This window comes from Sphingomonas sp. IC-56, from assembly GCF_021043375.1.
Lineage (GTDB): Bacteria > Pseudomonadota > Alphaproteobacteria > Sphingomonadales > Sphingomonadaceae > Sphingomonas.
The window spans coordinates 69,669-89,648 of sequence record NZ_JAJNDV010000006.1; the positions used below are offsets into that span (position 1 = coordinate 69,669).

A 19,980-nucleotide genomic window follows, 5' to 3' on the forward strand; every position below is an offset into this window, starting at 1 on the left:
CGCGGCGTTATGCTCAGGATCAACCCACAATGGAGCGACCCGCCAATGCCTGATGCTGGCGAGCTTGAACTCAGCCGTCGCGACCTGCTGATTGGCGGCGCGGCGTCGGCGGCGGTGACCGCCGTTCCTACAGCAGAGGCCCAGACCATGGCGCTTGCCCCAGAGGATCAGCCGAGCATGATGCGCGTCGCTTTCGAAGTGAACGGCCGCGGCCAGACGCTGGAGGTCGACACCCGCACGACGCTGCTCGACGCACTGCGCGAGCATCTGCACCTGACCGGCAGCAAGAAGGGTTGCGACCATGGTCAGTGCGGCGCGTGCACGGTGATCGTGAATGGGCGGCGGATCAACAGCTGCCTCAGCCTGGCGGTGATGCACCAGGGCGATGCGATCACCACCATCGAGGGCCTGGGCACGCCCGACAAGCTGCACCCGATGCAGGCGGCGTTCGTCAAGCATGATGGTTACCAGTGCGGTTACTGCACGCCTGGGCAGATCTGCTCGGCAGTTGCCGTGCTCGACGAGATCAAGGCCGGAGTTCCTAGCCATGTGACGCAGGACCTGGAGGGCCGCCCGGCGGCAACCAACCTTGAGGTGCGCGAACGGATGAGCGGCAATATCTGCCGCTGCGGCGCTTATTCGAATATCGCCGAGGCGATTGCCGAAGTCGCGGTGGGAAGGAAGAAGGCATGAAGCCCTTTACCTATGAGCGCGCCAGTTCGCCCGCCGAGGCTGCCGCCGCCGCAAGCCGCACGCCCGGCGCCAAGTTCATCGCCGGCGGCACCAACCTGCTAGACCTGATGAAGCTGCAGATCGAAGCGCCACGGCACCTGATCGACGTGAACGGGCTTGGCCTCGACAAGATCGAGAAGACCAACGAGGGTGGGCTGCGCATCGGCGCGCTGGTGCGCAATACCGATCTTGCCGCCGACAAGCGCGTGCGCAAGGATTATGCCGTGCTGTCGCGGGCGCTGCTTGCCGGTGCTTCGGGCCAGCTGCGCAACAAGGCGACTACCGCGGGCAACCTGCTCCAGCGGACGCGCTGCCCTTATTTTTACGACACCAACCAGCCATGTAACAAGCGCCGGCCAGGCTCGGGCTGCGCGGCGATCGGGGGCTACAGCCGTCAGCTGGGCGTGGTCGGGGTCAGTGACCATTGCATTGCGACCAACCCCAGCGACATGGCGGTGGCGATGCGCGTGCTCGATGCGAAGGTGGAGACGGTAACCGCTGCCGGCGCCGGCCGATCAATCCCCATGGCCGAATTCCACCGCCTGCCGGGCGACGCGCCGCACCTCGACACGGTGCTGGCGCCAGGCGAGCTGATCACCGCGGTAACGCTGCCCAAGCCGATCGGCGGCCAGCATTTCTACCATAAGGTGCGCGACCGCGCCTCCTATGCCTTTGCGGTCGTCTCGATCGCGGCGGTGATCCAAAAGGATGGCAGCGGCCGGGTTGCCGTGGGGGGCGTCGCGCACAAGCCGTGGCGCGTGGAGGCTGCGGAGGCAAACATGAAGCAGGGCTCCCGCGCGGTCGCCGCCGGGCTGATGGCGGGCGCGCGTCCGACGCACGACAATGCCTTCAAAGTTCCGCTGGTGGAGCGCACGCTCGCAGCGGTGATGCACGAAGCAAGGGGCTGATCCGATGAAGTTCGACACGCCCGCAGGCACCAACCCGATCGACCAGCTCAAGGTGATCGGCAAGCCCACTGACCGGATCGACGGCCCGCTCAAGACCACCGGCCGCGCGCCCTATGCCTATGAACGGCACGATGTGGTCGCGAACCCCGCCTATGGCTATGTGGTGGGCGCGGCGATCGCCAAGGGCAGCATCCGTTCGATGGACCTGCGCGCGGCAAAGGCCGCGCCGGGGGTCCTCGCCATCGTGACGGCCGAAAACGCTGGCAAGCTGGGCAAGGGCAACATGAACACCGCCAAGCTGCTCGGCGGACCCGACATCCAGCATTATCACCAGGCAGTCGCCGTGGTGGTGGCCGAGACCTTCGAACAGGCGCGGGCGGCAGCGCAACTGGTGCGGGTGGACTATGCCCGTGCCGAAGGACGGTTCGACCTGGCCGAGGAAGCCAAGCGCGCGCCGCTGGACGGCGAGAATAGCGGCGAAGGCAGTGCCGCCCCGCCCATCGCGCGGGTCGGCAATTTCGAGGGCGCGTTCAAGGCCGCGCCGGTGACGCTCGACGCCACCTACACCACGCCCGATCACACCCATGCGATGATGGAGCCGCATGCGACCATCGCGGCATGGAACGGCGACAAGCTGACGCTGTGGACGTCCAACCAGATGATCGCCTGGGGCAAGAGCGAAGTCGCCCGCACGCTGGGCATTCCCAAGGAGAATGTCCGGCTGGACTCCCCCTATGTGGGCGGCGGCTTTGGCGGAAAGCTGTTCGTGCGCGCCGACGCGATCTTGGCGGCACTGGGCGCCAGGGCGGCGGGCCGCCCGGTCAAGCTGGCGCTGCAACGCCCGCTGATCGCCAACAACACCACGCACCGCCCAGCGACGATCCAGCGCATCCGCCTCGGCGCCGATCGCGACGGGCGCATCACGGCCATAGCGCATGAAAGCACGTCGGGCGATCTGCCCGGCGGCGGTCCGGAAACGGCGGTATCGCAGACCCGGCTGCTCTACGCTGGCGAGAACCGGATGACCGCCATGCGGCTGGCGGTGCTCGACTTGCCCGAAGGCAATGCGATGCGTGCGCCGGGCGAAGCGCCGGGGATGATGGCGCTGGAAGTCGCGATGGACGAGATGGCGGAAAAGCTGGGCATGGACCCCGTCGAGTTCCGCATCGTCAACGACATCCAGTTCGACCCCGAAAAGCCCGAGCGCCGTTATTCGCAGCGCCAGCTGAACGAATGCCTGCGCCTGGGTGCGGAGCGTTTCGGCTGGAGCAAGCGCAACCCCAAGCCCGGCCAGGTCCGCGACGGGCGCTGGCTGGTCGGCATGGGCGTGGCGGCGGGCTTCCGCAACAACCTGCTGATGAAGTCGGCAGCGCGGGTGCGGCTCGACGGGCGTGGCGTGGTGACCGTCGAAACCGACATGACCGACATCGGCACCGGCAGCTACACCATCATCGCCCAGACCGCGGCGGAGATGATGGGCGTGCCGCTCAGCTATGTGGTGGTGAAGCTGGGTGATTCCGACATGCCAGCCTCGGCAGGCTCGGGCGGCCAGTGGGGCGCCAACAACGCGACGGCCGGCGTTTACGCGGCCTGCGTCAAGTTGCGCGAAGCGGTGGCGGCGAAGCTGGGCTTCAACTCGGCCGATGCAGCCTTTGCCGATGGCGAAGTGCGTTCGGGCAATCGCCGGGCCAGGTTGGCCGATGCGGCCACGGCCGGCGAACTCGTCGCCGAGGACCAGATCGAATATGGCGACTTGGGCAAAAAGTACCAGCAATCCACCTTTGCCAGCCACTTCGTCGAAGCCGCAGTAGACAGCTTCACCGGCGAGATCCGCGTGCGGCGCATGTTGGCGGTCTGCGCCGCCGGCCGCATCCTCAACCCCAAGGCCGCGCGCAGCCAGGTGATCGGCGCGATGACCATGGGCGTTGGCGCGGCGATCATGGAGGAACTCGCGGTCGACAAGCGCTTCGGCTTCTTCGTGAACCACGATCTCGCTGGATACGAAGTGCCCGTGCACGCCGACATCCCGCACCAAGACGTGATCTTCCTGGACGAAGTCGACCCGATGTCTTCGCCGATGAAGGCCAAGGGCGTCGGCGAACTGGGCCTGTGCGGCGTCGGCGGTGCGGTGGCCAACGCGATCTACAACGCCACTGGCGTCCGCGTGCGCGACTATCCGACCACGCTGGACAAGCACCTGACCCGCCTGCCCCCGATAGCATGACGGTCTACTGTCTCCCTCGCTTCAGGGGGGAGACGGCGGACCGCGTAGTACATACGATCAGGTCGTCGCGAGCGAGACGACCTGATCCGGCGCATCGCGGAGCTTAAGGTACAGCCTGCCGTCCTGCGGCACTGGTACCTTGAGCGTGCTGCCGGTGAAGCCCTGCGGCACCAGCGCCGGCTTCTCGAACGCAGGCGTCGTCGCAACGCTCTCGATGAGGAACAGCGAGTTTCCTGACAGCGTGCAGTCCTCTTGCTTGCACACTACCCCTTCGACTTTGGGCAAACGTGCCAAGGTAGTCAGCGGCTGCCAGTCGCTGGCCTCCGCGCCACGGACCAGCCGCACGCGCAGGGGGCCGAACGCCGAGGGGCCGAGCGCGGAGGGGTCCAGCCTGGCGACCAGCACGTCCTGCCCCTGCAACTGGAGATCGAGTCCTGCGGCCAGGCGAACCGACGGCCCCCCGGCGGCGGCAATTTCCAGAGCGTCGCTGGCGCTCAGCCCGCCCGCGGCAGCCCGGAGCGAGAAAACCAGTCGCGCCGTATCTGGCAGAACGGTTTGGGGCACGCTGAGCCGCTGGGGCGCGGTTACGTCCTTCGGCTGAACGCTTTTGTCGAGGATCGACACCTGGACGCGCGGCGCACGTACGGTGACCGGCAGGTTGAGCGTGCGTCCGTCGGTAAGGGTCACCCGTGCGCTCAGTTCTCCCGCACGCGGCGCTTCCCCGGTGCCGGACAGCCGCAGCCGGTCGACATCGCCTTCTCGCGTTAGGCCGTCGGGCTTGAGGATCAGACCACCAAGCTGCACGGCGGCGACCTGATCGAGCCGCTGGCCGGTCAGCTGCGCCGTGCTGTCGCCGGCGTGGACGCTCAGCTCGATCACTTTGCTCGCCTGGCGATAGGCGCGCAGCGTGATCGTCGCGGGCGCTGCCTGGCCCATCTGACGCACCTCGATGGTCACCTCGCCCGGACGCGCGTCCTTGAGCGGCAGGGTGAGCGCCAGCCCCTTGTCGCCTTCGACGGTGTACGCCACCGGCTGTGGGGCAGCGTCGCCCATGCGCATGGAAACGCTAGACACGCATGCCGGTGCAGGGCCGGTAAGGGTCAGCCCATTGTCCCGGCCTATAACCAGGCTGGTTGCATCGGCTCCAGCCTTCCATGCTTCAGCGGTTGGGAATTGCAGCTTGAACCGCGGCCCGGTGAAAGGCTGATAACCCCAATAGCCCGTCAATTGTCCTTCGATGCTACCACTGGCGGGGCTGGGGCTCAGCGGCCGTTTCAGCACATAGCCGCCCCGCTCCGCCCGCGCCTCGACCGGCACTTCGGTTGCTCCCACGCGCAGCACCATGTTGCGGGCATAGTCAGTGGAATAGATCAGCGGCGCTCCCTCCACAGGGAGCACGAAGTTAGGATTGGCTCCGCACAGCGGCGCGTCGCTGGCGGCGCGCAGTCGCGGCGGACTGTCGCTGCCGATCGCCGGCATGGAGGCCACCAGCACCGACTTGGGCTTGGCAAAGGAAGGCGCGGTGTTCAGCACCAGTGACACGCGGTACCGCTCGCGCAGGCTGAGCGCCGGCAGATAGTTAAACTGCGGGTTGCTGAACGCGCCGAACACGCGCGCAATGTCGCGCACCACGGCAATGTAAGGGCTGTAATAGCCCAGCCCGCCTTCGCGCGTGTAGCTCAGTTGCAGCGCCAGATCGGTCGGCGCACCCGCCAGCGTTTCCGCCACCGAACTGCTGTGCACATCGGCCAGCACCAGCGACTCCCGGTCCTCCAGCAGGCACGCGGCCTGGAACTCGACCACCTTGGCAAGGCAATCAGCGTTCAGCTTGATCGCCAGGCTGCGGGCGAGCACCGGGGCGAGGTTCTTCAGGAACTCCGGATGGCTGTTCTCCTGCGCGCGTATCGCGGCGATGAAGGCATTCAAGCGCGAGCGGTCGAGCGAGGCCTGGTTGATCGACTGGCTGGCGCGGACGAATTCTCCCGGCTTGCCGCGAACGGCATCCTCAATCGTGCCAGCCGCTCCCCCGGTTTCCGGGATCAGGAACAGGACAAGCTGCTTGGCACCTTCGGGCACGGTAAGGGTGAGGACACGGTCCTTGTCCTTGCGCTTCCAGGTTTCGGCGGAGGCGAACCATTTCTTCGGCGGCGGATTCGTGGCGCCGCTCAGAAAGGCCGATACGAGCAGGAACCGCGCACGCTGATCCTCGGGCAGATCGGCCTGCACCACCACTCGGTCGCCGCTCGCCAGATCGGGAACCTCGCCAATCGGGAGCGTGACGCCGCCCCGCGTCACGGTCACGCGCAGCCCAGGCCCTGGCAAGTCAAACGGCGCCGGGTCCGCGGCTTGCACGGCGTTGTTCGCAAAGGGTGCGAGGATCAAAGCCAGGCCCGCGCAGCGCTGAAGCAAGCGCGGGAGCGTAGTTGTGGTGGTCATGCCCCTCTAATGCTTGATCGACGCAATGGATCAAGTGGCGCGGGTGGAACGCTGCTCCCTTAACGCGCCAGCTACGATCGTACGCCCCGCGCAACGATCTGCCCGCCTGCGCGTCTTTCCTTCATCAGCAACGATGAATGGGGCACGTTACAGTGGATCGCAATTCCGACCCGGTCGACAACAATGCACGCAAGGGGATGGGCAGAGTTGCCCTGATCGTGCTGTTCATCATCGTAGCCATCTTCGTGGGCTACAATCTCTATTATCTCGTCACGCCGGGCTGAGGCGCCTTGGCGCAGACATGCGCTGGATACATCCTGCTCCTTGACCGTAGGTCATTCTAGGCGCTTGATGTGCTTGGAGAAAAAAACAAGGAGAGGAATGATGACCACCCCGTTTGATAAGCAGAAACGGCTTCATTTCGACGTGACCAATGTCGGCCTGCGCGCCCATGCGACCGCGGTCGGCCTGGTGCAGCTGTGCATCGAACTCCAGCGGGCCAAGGTGCTCGACGAACACGCCATGGACCGCATCAAGAGCGCCATCGCCGACGAAGTCTCGGTCGCGGCACCGCGTGCGGTTTCCTGCCAGAGCTACCGTCACGACATCAAGGCACGGCTGGACCGGCTGTTCGCGGGCGAGCAGGAACTGGGCTCGGCCGACGCGCTGGCTTTCGGCGCGCAGCCCCAACACTAGGCGCCGCGAGACGCCTCTGGCCGCGGAACCCTCGTGGCCGGGGCGCCCTAAGGTAACTCAGCCAAGCAGCGGCGGCAGCGTCTGCCAGAAGATCGCCACCCCGGACAATCCGATCCCCAGCAGCGAGACCCGATGCGTCCATGCGTCTGGGTCATCCACCGGCTGCGAAGCCTGAACCCGCACGAACAGCAGCGCAATCGCGGCAAGGCAGGCGACCGACACCAGCACCGTCAGCACGCGCGAAATGGTGCTGGTGAGGAAGATGCTCGCGATCCCGTAGAGCGCGAAGAAATGCACCGTCCACACGATCGGTCCGGCGAGCAGGAAGGTCCAGCCGCGCATCATCAGGTCCAGGGAAACAGGCGCGTGAGAACGGCAGTCACCGCCCCCTGCCCTGCCGCATAGACAGTGAAGAGCACGCACAGGTCCAGGCTGTTGTTGCGCGGGCGGACGATCAGCGCGCGACCATTGCGGGCAGAGATGTACCCCGCCATCAGCACGACGATGAACACGAGAATGCCCTCGAGCGAGAGCAGTCCATAAACGGTCGCCCCCTGCCCGCTGGCGGTGGGCATCAGCCCGGATCGCAGCCAGCTCCAAAAGTCGATGCCGTTAGCCGCCACCAGCGCACAGGCCGCGAGAACAAACAGCACGCCCGGCGTCCAATGCTGCGTCTTCTCGCGCGCGAGCATGTAGCGGGAGAACAGCGCGAGCCCAGCCGCGGCGGCATAGGCCGGAAGGATTGCGAGCAGCGACAGCTTGTCGGCGCCAGGCACCCAGAAGCGCGGCTGTACCCCGTACAGGTAGACGAAGCTGAACATCGCCATGACGAAGATCATGAAAACGACGGTGAGCAGCACCATCGTCGCCCACCAGCCATGGCTGGACGGGCCGGTGCGGTAGGTTGGCAGGCGGATGCCCGCGCCGACGTCCACCGTTTCTTCCTTCACCAGCCGGTCGGTATCCCACAACCAGCGCAGCACACACACGATCGCGAGGATGCCGCAGGCGAAGCTGAACTTGTACGCCTGGATCGTCATGATGATGAAGAACCCGGCGGTGAAGATCGCCGCGAGCAGCGGCCAGACCGATGGTCCGGGCATGATCTGAAGATATTGCGGCTCGGCACGCAACGGGCTGGTGACGATGGTCTCGCGCAGGCCGGTGGCGGAGTTGGGAAGGAAGTAGCGGCCCTCCTCCACATTCTTCGCCAGATCGGGGTCGTCCCAGAGCGGCTCGCGGCTCTTCACCACCGGGATGCTGCGCGTTGAGTAAAGCCCCGTCGGCAGCCATTCGAGCGTGCCGCCACCATAGACGTTGCCGGCATCGTCATCGGGGGTGAAGCGGAAATTGCGGGCGAGATCGATCACGAACAACAGCACGCCGATGCCGATGGTGAAGGCGCCCACCGTCGAGATGAAGTTGATCGTGTCCCAGTCGCGCCCGGGCAGATAGGTATACACCCGGCGCGGCATGCCCATGAGACCGAGGATGTGCATCGGCCAGAAGGTGACCTGCATGCCGACGAACATCAGCCAGAACACCCACTTGCCCAGCCGCTCGGACAGTGCCCGGCGGCTCATCATCGGCGTCCAGTAGTAGAGCGCGGCGAACAACGGGAAGACCATGCCGCCGATCAGGACGTAATGGAGGTGGGCAACGATGAAATAACTGTCATGCGCCTGCCAGTCGAACGGCACCATCGCTACCATCACGCCGGTCAACCCGCCGATCACAAAGGTGATGAGGCCGCCCAGCGCAAACAGGGTCGGGGTGTTGAAGCTCGGCTTGCCGACGGCGAAGGTGGAAATCCAGGAGAAGACCTGGATTCCCGCCGGCACGCTGACCGCCATGCTGGCGGCGGAGAAGAAGCCGATCGAGAGGCGCGGCATGCCGGTGGTGAACATGTGGTGCGACCACACGCCGAAGCTGATGAAGCCGGTGGCAAGGAACGCCATCACGATCAGGTTTTGCCCCACCAGCTTGGCGCGCGCGAGCGTAGGCACCATCATCGACACCAGGCCCGAGGCGGGCAGGAAGATGATGTAGACCTCCGGATGGCCGAAGAACCAGAACAAATGCTGCCACAGCAGCGCATCGCCGCCGCGGGTGGGATCGAAGAACGGCCAATTGAACGCGCGCTCGAGTTCCAGCAGCAGCGTGCCCAGGATGATCGAAGGGAAGCCGATCACGATCATCGCCGCGAAGACCAGCATCGCCCAGGCATAGATCGGCATCTTGTCGAGCGTCATGCCGGGCGCGCGGGTGCGCAGCACGCCGACGATGATCTCGATCGCGCCGGCGATCGCCGAAATCTCGATGAAGCCGATGCCGAGGAGCCAGAAATCGGCGTTGATGCCGGGCGAATAGGCCATCCCGGTCAGCGGCGGGTACATGAACCAGCCGCCGTTCGGCGCAAGCCCGAAGAAGATCGACGCGAAGAAGCACAGACCGCCGACGAAGTACGCCCAGAAGGCATAGGCCGAGAGCCGGGGGAACGGCAAATCGCGCGCCGCCAGCATCTGGGGCAGCAGCAGCACGCCCAGCGCCTCCATCATCGGCACCGCGAACAGGAACATCATCACCGTGCCGTGCATGGTGAAGAACTGGTTGTAGGTTTCCTGCGGCAATATGCCCTGAAGCGGCAGCGCAAGTTGGACGCGCATCACCAGCGCGAGGATGCCGGCCAGCACGAAGAACAGAAAGGCGGTGCCGACATAGAAGGTGCCGACATAGTTGTTGTTGACCGCCGCCAGCAGCTGCCACCCCTTGGGCGCGCACCAGATCCGCTCCAGTTCTTCAAGCTCTTCCTTGGGACGTTCGCCTTGCGTGGGAAAACGATCGTAGAGCGCGGGATCGAAGCCGGTTTCCGACTTCACTTCTGCGCTTCCAGATAGGTGGCGATGGCGGAAAGCTCCTGCGCGGACAGCATCTTGTACGACGGCATGCGATTGCCCGGCTTGATCGACTGGCTGTCACCGATCCATCCGGTCAGCGTCCCGCGATTGTTGGGCAGGATGCCCGCGCCGATCGAACTGCGCGAGCCGACATGGGTAAGGTCGGGCCCGGCAACGCCATTGGCATCGGTGCCCGCGACGCGGTGGCACGCGGCACAGCCGGTTGAGCGGAACAACGCCGCGCCATCGCCTGCAACCTGCTGGCGCGGGGCACGCCGCGCGGCGATCAGCCGCTGGAACGCGGCGGGCTCGTGCGCGATCACGACGAAGCCCATCAGCGCGTGCGGCCCGCCGCAATATTCGGCACACTGCCCGCCAAAGGTGCCGGCGCGGTCAGCCTGGATCGGCAGGATGTTGCGGCGGCCGGGGATCATGTCGAGCTTGCCCGAAAGCTGCGGCACCCAGAAGCTGTGGATGACGTCGCTCGATTCAAGCTCCAGCACCACGGGCTGACCTACCGGGATGTGCAATTCGTTGGCGTCGGTCAGGAACGCCTGTCCGGCGCCATCCAGATAAGCGACCCGCCACCACCACATCTCGCCGGTGATACGCACCCGCATCGCGTCGGCAGGCACTGGTTCGGCCAGGTTGCGGGTCAGGCTCAAGCCATAGACTAGCAGGCCCGAGAGCACGATGACGGGAAAGACGATCCCACCGATCCAGATGGTGCGGGTGCCGCCCAGCCGCTTCTGCAGCCGCTCCTTGCCGAACAAGGCGACCCACAGCGCCACCATCACGACCAGGAACACGCCGGCCGCCATGGCGAGCAGCAGCCAGCTCAGGGTGGTGATCGAGCCCGCATAGGGGCCTGCGGGATCGAAGATCGAAGCGGGCCAGCCCGGCCCGGTGTTAGCGGCTGCCGGTTGCATATAGATAGGCTGCCACGTCGCGTGCCTCCTCCTTCGTGAGCGGCATCGCCGGCATGGTGGTTCCCGGCAGCGTGGCCGGCGCGTTGCGAACGAAGCTGGTCAGAACATCGGGCCGATTGGGCAACCGCCCGGCAATCAGCCCTTGTTTAGCGAAGTCCTGAAGCGAGGGGCCGGAAGCCCCCTTTGGCCAGCGGATACCAGGGATCTGGTGACACGCCGCACAGCCGATCCGCTCGATCGCCTGGGCGCCGCGCGCGGGATCAGCCTGGGGCATATGGTGTTCCTCGTCGGGCGGCGGCTTGCAGGACGCGACCAGCATCAGCGGCAGCAAGACGCGGACAGTCGACAAGCTTCCCCCTTGGCAGCCCAGATTAGGCGTTACACCTCCGGAACCACTTGGGTCTGGTGCAGGTTCCCCCCGGCAATGGTTTTTCACAGACGCCCGCTCGCAGCCGCCCTGCCCCTGCTGCTCGCCGGCTGCGGCGTGGCCGACCGTACCAGTGCCGACCGGCTTGCCGCGACCGGCGAACTGGTGGCGATGAGCGGCGGCGATGCGGGGGCAGCCTATGCCTGCATCGGCTGCCACGACGTCGATGGACGCGGCAACGGCGCAGGATCGCCGCGGCTGGCTGGATTGAACCAGGGTTATCTCGAAGCGCAGCTTGAAGCCTATGCCGATGGCCGCCGCCAGCATCCTGAGATGCAGTCGATTGCCAAGAAGCTACGTCCCGAACAGCGCCAGGCAGTATCGGTGTATTACGCCGCCCTGCCGGTCCCGGCGGTCACCACCACGCCAGTGGATGATCCCCGCGCAGCGTCGCTCTATCACCGAGGCGACCCGGCGCGGGGCATGCCGTCCTGCGCATCGTGCCACGGAGCGCAGGGAGAAGGAAACGGCGCGGGCAACCCGCCCCTCGCCGCGCAGCCCGCGCCCTATCTCGCCGAACAGCTCGATCAATGGCGCCGCAGCGCACGCCGCAGCGATGGGGGCAATGTGATGCTGGCGATCAGCCGGCAGCTGTCTCAGACTGAATCTGCGGCCCTTTCGCGCTATGCTGCGGGCCTCCGCGGGGGTCCTCCGCGTCCGGGATCTCCGGAAGCATTCCCCGGAGCACATCGTGCCGATCCCAAAAATGATGCTTCAGCGCAGCCCCTATATGAAGCGGTATCGCAGCCAGCAAAGTGAGAACCAGGATGTAATGTACGTCTTCGGCCACGTCCATGATCTTCCAGCGCAGCGTAAGCGGCATCTGATCAAAAGGAAGCTGCGGCCACGGGATCACGCCGGCCAGATATAGCGGCCCGGGCTCGGCGATCGACGACCACATCGCCCAGCCGCTCAGCGGCAGGCCGAAAAAGGCGATGTAGAACACATAGTGGATCGCATAGGCGGCCTGGGTCTGCCACCCTTGCGTGTCGGCATCGTTGTGCGGACCCGGGATCATCAGCCGCCACCCGAACCGCGCCAGCGCCAACAGCAGGATCGGCAGCCCCACCGCGCTGTGCACCTGATAGCCGAACAGCTTGTCGCCGCCGGCTGGCAGCCAGCTGGTGTAATAGCCCCACCCGATCTGGAACAGCACCAGAAACGCCATGATCCAATGAAAGGCGATGCCGACCGGGCTGTACCGCCCCCGATCGCTATAGGTACGTGCCCAAGCCCGAAGCTGTTCGCTCACGCCACGGCCTGTTCGCGGGCGAACCACAGCGCCAGCATGCGCATCGCCGCAAGCAGATAAATGCCGCCGCCTGGCACCCACATGATCAGCCCGGCAAGCTGCTGGTCCTCCAGCGGTGTCAAACCCCAGGCGATCGGCCCGACCAGATGCGGCGCGTAGAGCGGCACCCCGGCAAAGGTGATCAGCGCGCCGAGCAATCCCATCAGCACCATCGATCCGAGCAACGCAGCGATGGCGCCCGGAATGGTCGCGCGGCGCACTGCGCTCCACAGCGCAAAGCCGCTGCCGAGCAACGTGGCCTGCATCAGCCAGTAGAGAGCGTCGTGGGACAGCGCCCAGCCATAGACCGGCGGGGAATGCCACCCCCAGAAGATGACTGCGTGGATGCCGACCCAGGTGCCAAGGCTGCCGGGCACGCGTCTCGACCAAGACCAGGCAAGCAGCGGCGCCACCGCAGTGGTGAGCACCAGATGATGGACGACGCGCGCGGAGAACAGTGCGGAGGTGAGCGCACAGAAGGGTGAAACGAACAGCAGCACGCACAGCGCCATCGCGGCCAGGAAACAGCGCCGCTGCGCCCGGTCAGCCGGCGCCCAACGCAGGAACGCCGCAGTCGCGCCGATCAACCCGACAAGCACCAACGGATCGAAGTTCCACCGCGCCAGCAACTCGCCCGGCCCAGGCGCCGCGCCGCAATAGGGTGTCCAGATCGCCGGCTCCATCGCGTACCAATCCCCTGCCCAGCCACTTGGATCATTTCGGAACCGTCCGACCGTGGCTAGGTTCCCCAAGCGTCAGTGTAACCGTGCGAACCCGGCGGCGCCAAGCCTCACGTCCAGTAGAGGATCCGTCCGGCCGGCAGTGCCTCGCCCAGTCGGGTTTCGAAAAAGCGCCGCAGTGCCCGCATGGTCTCCGCGTCGTACACCTGCTTCTCGGTACCGAACTTGGTGCGTTTGGTACTGCGCTTCTCCCCGCTCATGTCGAGCGCGGACCCAGGATACCAGCTGTCGAGCACCGCCTTCGACCCTGCGGTGAAGCGATGGGTGATCAGCTCGATCGTCAGGTCGATGCCGGCGACACCGCCCAGCGCCGCCGCCGCATCGTCGATCAGCGTTCCATAGGCCTGTTCCCATCCCGGCGCGGCGATGATCGGCGCGATCGTCAGCCCGACCGGATAGCCCGCCAGTGCCATGCGCCGGAGCGCGGCAAGCCGCTCCGCCACCCGTGATGTGCCGCCTTCGAAGCGGGCAAAGGCGCGCGGGTTCACCGAAGCGCGCATCCGGGTGCGCCCGCCATGTGCCAGCCCCAGCAGCGGCTCGACATCCGCGAACTTGCTGGTGAAGCGCAGCTGCGCCGCAGCATCCCATTGCCCGAACCAGGCGATCGCCGCTGACAGCGATCCGGTCAGCGGCTCCAACGCCAGCGGATCGGTGTAGCACGACGCCTCGAACGTCGTCCCCTCATGCGCCCGAGCGGCGCTGCGCGAGGTGATGGTGCCCTGACCCAGATAGGCGGGCAGCCCGTCGAGTATCTCCTCCAGGTTCGCATAGACCCGCGTGATCGGCGGCCCCTTCAGCGATCCGGCCAGATAGCAATAGCTGCAATGCGCCGGGCACCCTTCGGCTAGGTCCACCCGCCAGTCGGCGCTCGGTGCGATCGGCTGCAGCCGCCGCTTCGATGGGGGCGCCACGACTACCGCCAGCGTCGACTTGGCCTCGGCATAGGCGCGGCGCGGGTCGTCCGGGAAGGATAGCGTCACACGGTCGGATGACAGCTCGACCACCTCGATCCCCTGCCCGGCGGCGCGCTCCAGGATCGACCGTCCATGCGGCAGCGCCTGCGCCGACCGGGTGGCAAGCACGCGGCGCGGCCGCCACACGACGGCACGGGAAGCGGGAACATCCAGCATCTCCGGTCAACGAACCGCGCCGCGCCAGGGTTCATGGCGCCTGCTCGCGCTGGTCAGATGTGGCGCTTCTCGAGCTTGCGGACCAGCGTCCGCCGATGAAGCCCCAGCCGGCGTGCGGCTTCGGAAATGTTGAAGTCGGTTTCCACCAGCACCTGGTGGATATGCTCCCATTCCAGCGTCTTGATCGACGTCGGGCGTGTGGTGATGTTGGCGTCTTCGTCGCCGTCCACCTTGTCGAACGCGGCTTCGATGTCGTCGGTATTCGCCGGCTTGGTCAGGTAGTTGGTCGCCCCAAGCTTGATCGCCTCCACCGCAGTGGCGATGCTGGCAAAGCCGGTCAGCACGACGATCCGGGTGCCCTCATCATGCTCGTGCAGAGTGCGGATACATCCCAGGCCAGAGGCGCCGCCCAGGCGCAGGTCGATGATCGCATGGGTGGGCTGCAGCTGCTCGGCCGCTTCGGCAAGGCCGGTGGGGCTGCCGAGCACCACCGCCTGATAGCCCCGCCGCTCGAATGAGCGCGCCAGCGTGCGGGCAAGCACGGCATCATCCTCGATGATCAGCAGCCGGCGATCGCTCATGCCCGCGGTTTCGCGATCGCAAGCGCCTCGAGCGGCAGGCGAAGCGCAACCTGCGCGCCGCGGCCGGGGCGATTGCGCGCCTCCAGCGTGCCGCCAAGCGTACGCAGGACATTGTTGGTAAGGAACAGCCCCAGCCCGGCGCCCTGTCGATCCTTGGTGCTCTGATAGGGCTGACCGATCCCCGACAGAATATGGGCCGGGAAGCCGCGGCCATCGTCTTGAACGGTGAGCATCAGCATATCCCCACTCAACGCGGCGGAGAGCAGGATGTTCGACGCATCGGCTTCCGCGGCATTATCGAGCAAATTGAGCAGCGCCTGCCCCAATGCCTTGTCCGACACGATCGGCACGTCGCGGCCAAGCAGGTCCTCGATGCGAATGGCATCGCGCGCCACCGATGTTGCGACAATGCCGTTAAGGAACCGGCGCAACGTGGTTCGTTCGGGCGCGTGGCCGGTCACTTCGCCGGCGGCAAACAGGATGCCCGCCACGATGTCCTTGCAGCGCGCAACCTCCGCCTGCATTTCCGCTACTTCTTCCGACAGGCGCGGATCGGCGCTGACTGCCGGATCCCCCCGCCAGTCCCCCAGAGCGACTGACAGCGACGCTAGCGGGGTGCCGAGCTCATGCGCAGCACCGCTGGCTAGCAGGCCGATGCGGACCACATGCTCCTCCTCCGCCGCACGCTGGCGCAGCGTGGCAAGGTAGTCGTCCCGCGCGCGCAGGTTGCGCATCACCCGCGTGACGAACAGCTCGAGCAGCACCGCGGCGAGCGTGTAGTTGATCCACAGTGCCAGCACATAGGGCTGCGGCAAGCGGATGCGCAGCGCGCTCGGCAGATCCAGCGGCGGCGCATGCAAAGCGAGCAGCGCCAGCGCCCCACTGGTCAGCGCCACGAGCAGCCAGCTGGACCAGGCCTCGAGCAGCACGGCGCCGAGCACGACCTGAAGCAGGTACAGCGCGAGGAACGGGTTAGTCGCGCCGCCGCTGAGATACAGCTGCACCGATAGGCAGCTCACATCCATCACGAGCGTGGCTAACAGCGTCATATTGCTCACCGGCCCGCGCAGATACATGGTCAGCGCCAGCAGGTTGACCATCACCAACACGAACAGCGTGAGCAGCATCGGCGTCATCGGCAGCCGGACGCTGAGCAGCATCTGCACTGCTAGGATCGTGGCGAGTTGCCCCCCCACCGCGAGCCATCGCAAATGGGTCAGCAGCAGCAGGTTGCGGCGGGCGGCCTCGTCCCCAGCGACCAGCGGCGTCATGCCACCCGGCGGCGCGCGATGAACACGAACACGACAACCAGGGCGGCAAGCCCGAACCAGGTCAGCGCATAGACCAGATGGTTGTTCTTGAAGCGCACCACCGTCAGTCCGCCGCGCGGCCAGGCGTCGCCGCTCCGGTCAGCGTCGATGAAGTAGGGCGCGACGTTGGTCAGCCCCTGCCGCGTGGCGATCGCCTGGACGTCGCGCGAATACCAGCGGTTCTGCGCGGGATCGTTGCGACGCAGGAAACCGCCGCCCGGCTCGGTAAGTCGCAACAAGCCCGAAACGGCGGCTGGCACATCTTGCGGCGCAGGGATGGCGCCGCGGCGGTCGGCGGGTACGAAGCCACGGTTGACCAGCACGGTCCAACCGGCGTCGGTGCGCAGCGGGGTTACTAGCCAATAGCCGCCGCCAAGGTCGGTCACCGCCTGAACATAGCTGTCGCCATTGGGAACGAAGCGCCCGCGCACGGTGACGCGCGTATAGGCGGTATCAGGGCCGATCCCACCCCAGGCGGCGGGCCCGGGTGCCGGGACCGGCGAAGCGGCAAGCCGCCGCTCCACCTGTTCGATCAGCGCAAGCTTCCACGTGCGCCGCTCGATCTGCCACACGCCGAGCGCAAGCAGCGCCAGGATGGTGGCGAGCGCCAGCACCCCGCCGACGAGGCGGCGGGCGCGCATCCTACATGCCGCCGGACATTCCCATGTCCGGCATCATGTTCACGTTCATGTGGTACATCACCCACAGCGTGCCCGCGAGGGCGATGACGATGATGATCGCGGTGAAGATCAGCGCCATCATGGTCCAGCCCTGCTCGGACTTGCTGTTCATGTGCAGGAAGTAGATCATGTGGACGATGATCTGCACAAAGGCGAGCGCCATGCAGATACCGATCGTCCATTCAACGCTGGACAGCCAGCCGCCCATGACCAACCCGAACGGGATCGCGGTCAGCACCACCGACAGGGCAAAGCCGGTCAGGTAGCTGCGGCGGGTCCCGTGCGGGGCGCCGCCATGATCGTCATGCCCGTGCGCGTCATGGCCGTGCGCGGCTGCGTGATGGGGATCCGCGCTCATCGCATCACTCCGAGAAGATAGACAAAGGTGAACACGCCGATCCAGATCACGTCCAGGAAGTGCCAGAACAGCGACAGGCACTGCAGGCGGCGCAGATTGGCAGGCTCCAGCCCGCGACGAACGATCTGGACCATCAGCGTCACCAGCCAGATCAGGCCGAAGGTAACGTGCAGCCCGTGCGTGCCGACCAGCGTGAAGAACGCGGACAGGAAGGCCGAACGCTGCGGCCCCGCCCCTTCATGCAGCAGGTGCGAGAACTCGTAGAGCTCGATGGCAAGGAAGGCCGCGCCGAACAGGCCTGTCGCTGCCAACCAGCCGAGCACCGCGCTCCGCCGCTTCTCGTCGCTCGCGATCATGGCGAAGCCATAGGTGATCGACGAGAACAGCAGCATGGCGGTGTTGATCGCCACCAGCTTCAGGTCGAACAATTCCTTGGGCGTCGGGCCGCCGGCATAGGCCGCGCCGTACACGCCCCATGCCGCGAACAGCATCGCGAAGATGAGGCAGTCGCTCATCAGGTAGAGCCAGAAGCCCAGCATGGTGCTGGACCCCGGCGGGTGCTCGTGCGGGTCCGTGTCCCAGAAAGCGGGCGCTTGCGTGCCCGGCGGCGTGGTTTGCGTCATCGTGGTTGCCATGGTTCAGCCCCTCGCCGCCAGCGCCTGCGTGCGCGCATTCTCGACGCGGGTTACTTCCTCGGCCGGGATGTGGAAGTCCCGGTCATAGTTGAAGGTGTGTCCGATCGCGACGACCAGCAGCCCCAGGAACGATACTGCGGCCAGCCACCAGATGTACCAGATCATCGCCAGGCCAAAGACCACCGACAGTCCGGCCAGGATGATGCCTGCCCCCGTGCCCTTGGGCATGTGGATGTCGCGGAACCCTTCGGTCGGGCGTGCCGCCTCGCGGTTCTTCATGTCGTACCACGCGTCGAGGTCGTGGATCACCGGCGTGAAGGCGAAGTTGTACTCCGGCGGCGGCGAAGAGGTCGCCCATTCCAGGCTGCGGCCGTCCCACGGATCGCCCGTGAAGTCGCGCAGCTGCTCGCGGTTGCGGACGCTGACGACGATCTGGATCAGGAACGCAGCGATGCCCACCGCGATGATCGCAGCACCGATGCCCGCGATGATGAACCAGATCTGGAGCGACGGATCGTCGAAGTGGCGCAGGCGGCGCGTCACGCCCATCAGGCCCAGGATGTAGAGCGGCGTGAACGCCACCCAGAACCCGACCACCCAGCACCAGAAGCTGACCAGACCCCACTTCTTGTCCAGCTTGAAGCCGAACGCCTTAGGCCACCAGTAGTTGATGCCCGCGAACAGGCCGAACAGCACGCCGCCGATGATCACGTTGTGGAAGTGCGCGATCAGGAACAGCGAGTTGTGGAGCACGAAGTCGGCCGGCGGCACTGCCAGCAGCACGCCCGTCATGCCGCCGATCACGAAGGTCAGCATGAACGCGATCGACCACAGCATCGGCAGTTCGAAGCGAATGCGCCCCTTGTACATGGTGAACAACCAGTTGAAGATCTTCGCACCGGTCGGGATCGAGATGATCATCGTGGTGATGCCGAAGAAGCTGTTGACGCTGGCGCCCGAGCCCATGGTGAAGAAGTGGTGCAGCCAGACCAGATAGGCCAGGATGCAGATCACGATCAGCGCATAGATCATCGAGGTGTAGCCGAACAGGCGCTTGCCCGAGAAGGTCGAGACGACTTCCGAGAAGATGCCGAACGCCGGCAGGATCAGGATGTACACCTCCGGGTGACCCCAGATCCAGATCATGTTCACGTACATCATGGGGTTTCCGCCCCCGTCGTTCGTGAAGAAGTGCGTACCGACATAGCGGTCGAGGCTGAGCATCGCCAGCACGGCCGTCAGGATCGGGAAGGCCGCGACGATCAGCACGTTGGTGACGAGCGACGACCAGGTGAACACCGGCATCTTCATCAGCGTCATGCCAGGCGCGCGCATCTTCACGATGGTCGCGAGCAGGTTCACGCCCGAGAGCAAGGTGCCGACGCCCGCGATCTGCAAGGCCCATATGTAATAGTCGACGCCGACATCGGGCGAGTAATCGAGCCCCGAGAGCGGCGCCATGGCAAGCCATCCGGTGCGGGCGAATTCGCCCACGAACAGGCTGGCCATGACGATCACCGCGCCTGCGGCCGTCATCCAGAAGCTGAAATTATTGAGAAACGGGAAGCTGACGTCACGCGCGCCGATCTGCAGCGGCACGACATAGTTCATCAGGCCGGTGACGAACGGCATCGCCACGAAGAAGATCATGATCACGCCGTGAGCGGTGAAGATCTGATCGAAGTGGTGCGCGTTGAGATAGCCTTCGTTGGCGCCGAACGCCATCGCCTGCTGAAGGCGCATCATGATCGCGTCGGCAAAGCCGCGCAGCAGCATGACCAGGCCCAGCACCATGTACATGATGCCGATCTTCTTGTGGTCGACGCTGGTGAACCATTCCTTCCAGAGATAGCCCCAGAGCTTGAAATAGGTCAGCGCGCCCAGCACCACGGCGCCGCCCAGCGCCACAGCGACAAAGGTGGCGAGGATGATCGGCTCGTGGATCGGGAAGCTTTCGAGCGAAAGCCGCCCGAAGATCGTCTTGATAAGCGTATCGGACATGGTCT

Annotated in this window: 19 protein-coding genes and 1 pseudogene; 6 read left to right on the forward strand and 14 right to left on the reverse strand. The window is 65.8% G+C overall.

Annotated features, from left to right (window positions below):
• Positions 1 to 45 precede the first annotated feature (45 nt).
• Genes paoA through paoC form a run of 3 tightly spaced genes read left to right on the forward strand, consistent with a single transcriptional unit; the run spans position 46 to position 3,864 of the window.
• Positions 46 to 693, forward strand: coding sequence for an aldehyde dehydrogenase iron-sulfur subunit PaoA (paoA, locus tag LQ953_RS09850; RefSeq protein ID WP_231030568.1), 648 nt, complete (start codon positions 46 to 48; stop codon positions 691 to 693).
• Complete coding sequence (locus LQ953_RS09855; protein ID WP_231030569.1) at positions 690 to 1,640, forward strand: FAD binding domain-containing protein; 951 nt, start codon at positions 690 to 692, stop codon at positions 1,638 to 1,640. The genes paoA and LQ953_RS09855 overlap by 4 nt, the downstream gene beginning before the upstream one ends.
• 4 nt (positions 1,641 to 1,644) lie before the next feature.
• Positions 1,645 to 3,864, forward strand: a complete 2,220-nt coding sequence (paoC, locus tag LQ953_RS09860) for an aldehyde oxidoreductase molybdenum-binding subunit PaoC (protein ID WP_231030570.1) — start codon at positions 1,645 to 1,647, stop codon at positions 3,862 to 3,864.
• 57 nt (positions 3,865 to 3,921) lie between these two features.
• On the opposite strand, the gene LQ953_RS09865 is transcribed toward paoC, so the two are convergent.
• On the reverse strand, positions 3,922 to 6,300 hold the full coding sequence (locus LQ953_RS09865) for a hypothetical protein (RefSeq protein ID WP_231030571.1): 2,379 nt from the start codon (positions 6,298 to 6,300) through the stop codon (positions 3,922 to 3,924).
• Positions 6,301 to 6,437: 137 nt separating this feature from the next.
• Here LQ953_RS09865 and LQ953_RS09870 point away from each other — a divergent pair, with 137 nt between their 5' ends.
• Together LQ953_RS09870 and LQ953_RS09875 are read left to right on the forward strand one after the other, a co-directional pair.
• Positions 6,438 to 6,584, forward strand: coding sequence for a hypothetical protein (locus LQ953_RS09870; RefSeq protein WP_231030573.1), 147 nt, complete (start codon positions 6,438 to 6,440; stop codon positions 6,582 to 6,584).
• Positions 6,585 to 6,684: 100 nt separating this feature from the next.
• Positions 6,685 to 6,996, forward strand: a complete 312-nt coding sequence (locus LQ953_RS09875; RefSeq protein ID WP_231030575.1) for a hypothetical protein — start codon at positions 6,685 to 6,687, stop codon at positions 6,994 to 6,996.
• Between the two features lie 57 nt (positions 6,997 to 7,053).
• Here the strand turns inward: LQ953_RS09875 and LQ953_RS09880 are convergent, their stop codons facing one another.
• From LQ953_RS09880 to LQ953_RS09895, 4 genes are read right to left on the reverse strand one after another with little or no spacing between them, the layout of a single operon-like run.
• Positions 7,054 to 7,338 carry a hypothetical protein gene (locus tag LQ953_RS09880; protein ID WP_231030577.1) on the reverse strand — a complete coding sequence of 95 codons (285 nt, stop codon included), beginning with the start codon at positions 7,336 to 7,338 and terminating at the stop codon, positions 7,054 to 7,056.
• 2 nt (positions 7,339 to 7,340) lie between these two features.
• Positions 7,341 to 9,875, reverse strand: coding sequence for a cbb3-type cytochrome c oxidase subunit I (locus LQ953_RS09885; protein WP_231030579.1), 2,535 nt, complete (start codon positions 9,873 to 9,875; stop codon positions 7,341 to 7,343).
• Positions 9,872 to 10,822, reverse strand: a complete 951-nt coding sequence (coxB, locus tag LQ953_RS09890) for a cytochrome c oxidase subunit II (protein ID WP_231030580.1) — start codon at positions 10,820 to 10,822, stop codon at positions 9,872 to 9,874. Before coxB ends, LQ953_RS09885 begins: the two co-directional genes overlap by 4 nt.
• Positions 10,803 to 11,171, reverse strand: a complete 369-nt coding sequence (locus LQ953_RS09895) for a c-type cytochrome (protein ID WP_231030582.1) — start codon at positions 11,169 to 11,171, stop codon at positions 10,803 to 10,805. Before LQ953_RS09895 ends, coxB begins: the two co-directional genes overlap by 20 nt.
• Positions 11,172 to 11,360: 189 nt before the next feature.
• On the opposite strand from LQ953_RS09895, the pseudogene LQ953_RS16350 reads away from it, so the two are divergent.
• Positions 11,361 to 11,801, forward strand: a pseudogene (locus tag LQ953_RS16350) (c-type cytochrome); the annotation flags it as partial.
• A gap of 28 nt (positions 11,802 to 11,829) precedes the next feature.
• Here the strand turns inward: LQ953_RS16350 and LQ953_RS09905 are convergent.
• From LQ953_RS09905 to cyoB, 9 genes are all read right to left on the reverse strand, one after another.
• Positions 11,830 to 12,501, reverse strand: coding sequence for a cytochrome b (locus LQ953_RS09905; RefSeq protein ID WP_231030585.1), 672 nt, complete (start codon positions 12,499 to 12,501; stop codon positions 11,830 to 11,832).
• Positions 12,498 to 13,223, reverse strand: coding sequence for a cytochrome c oxidase assembly protein (locus tag LQ953_RS09910; protein ID WP_231030587.1), 726 nt, complete (start codon positions 13,221 to 13,223; stop codon positions 12,498 to 12,500). Before LQ953_RS09910 ends, LQ953_RS09905 begins: the two co-directional genes overlap by 4 nt.
• Before the next feature lie 107 nt (positions 13,224 to 13,330).
• A complete protein-coding gene (locus tag LQ953_RS09915) occupies positions 13,331 to 14,410 on the reverse strand; it encodes an SPL family radical SAM protein (protein ID WP_231030588.1) in 1,080 nt (359 codons plus the stop codon).
• A gap of 53 nt (positions 14,411 to 14,463) precedes the next feature.
• Complete coding sequence (locus LQ953_RS09920) at positions 14,464 to 14,991, reverse strand: response regulator transcription factor (protein WP_231030590.1); 528 nt, start codon at positions 14,989 to 14,991, stop codon at positions 14,464 to 14,466.
• Entirely contained in the window at positions 14,988 to 16,262 is a 1,275-nt protein-coding gene (locus LQ953_RS09925) for an ATP-binding protein (protein ID WP_231030592.1), read from the reverse strand. Before LQ953_RS09925 ends, LQ953_RS09920 begins: the two co-directional genes overlap by 4 nt.
• Positions 16,259 to 16,942 (reverse strand): SURF1 family protein, encoded by a 684-nt coding sequence (locus tag LQ953_RS09930; RefSeq protein WP_231030593.1) that lies wholly within the window; start codon positions 16,940 to 16,942, stop codon positions 16,259 to 16,261. Before LQ953_RS09930 ends, LQ953_RS09925 begins: the two co-directional genes overlap by 4 nt.
• Before the next feature lies 1 nt (position 16,943).
• Entirely contained in the window at positions 16,944 to 17,339 is a 396-nt protein-coding gene (gene cyoD / locus LQ953_RS09935; protein ID WP_231030595.1) for a cytochrome o ubiquinol oxidase subunit IV, read from the reverse strand.
• Positions 17,336 to 17,962 (reverse strand): cytochrome o ubiquinol oxidase subunit III, encoded by a 627-nt coding sequence (cyoC, locus tag LQ953_RS09940; protein ID WP_231030849.1) that lies wholly within the window; start codon positions 17,960 to 17,962, stop codon positions 17,336 to 17,338. Before cyoC ends, cyoD begins: the two co-directional genes overlap by 4 nt.
• A gap of 15 nt (positions 17,963 to 17,977) precedes the next feature.
• Positions 17,978 to 19,975, reverse strand: coding sequence for a cytochrome o ubiquinol oxidase subunit I (cyoB, locus tag LQ953_RS09945; RefSeq protein ID WP_231030597.1), 1,998 nt, complete (start codon positions 19,973 to 19,975; stop codon positions 17,978 to 17,980).
• Positions 19,976 to 19,980 lie beyond the last annotated feature (5 nt).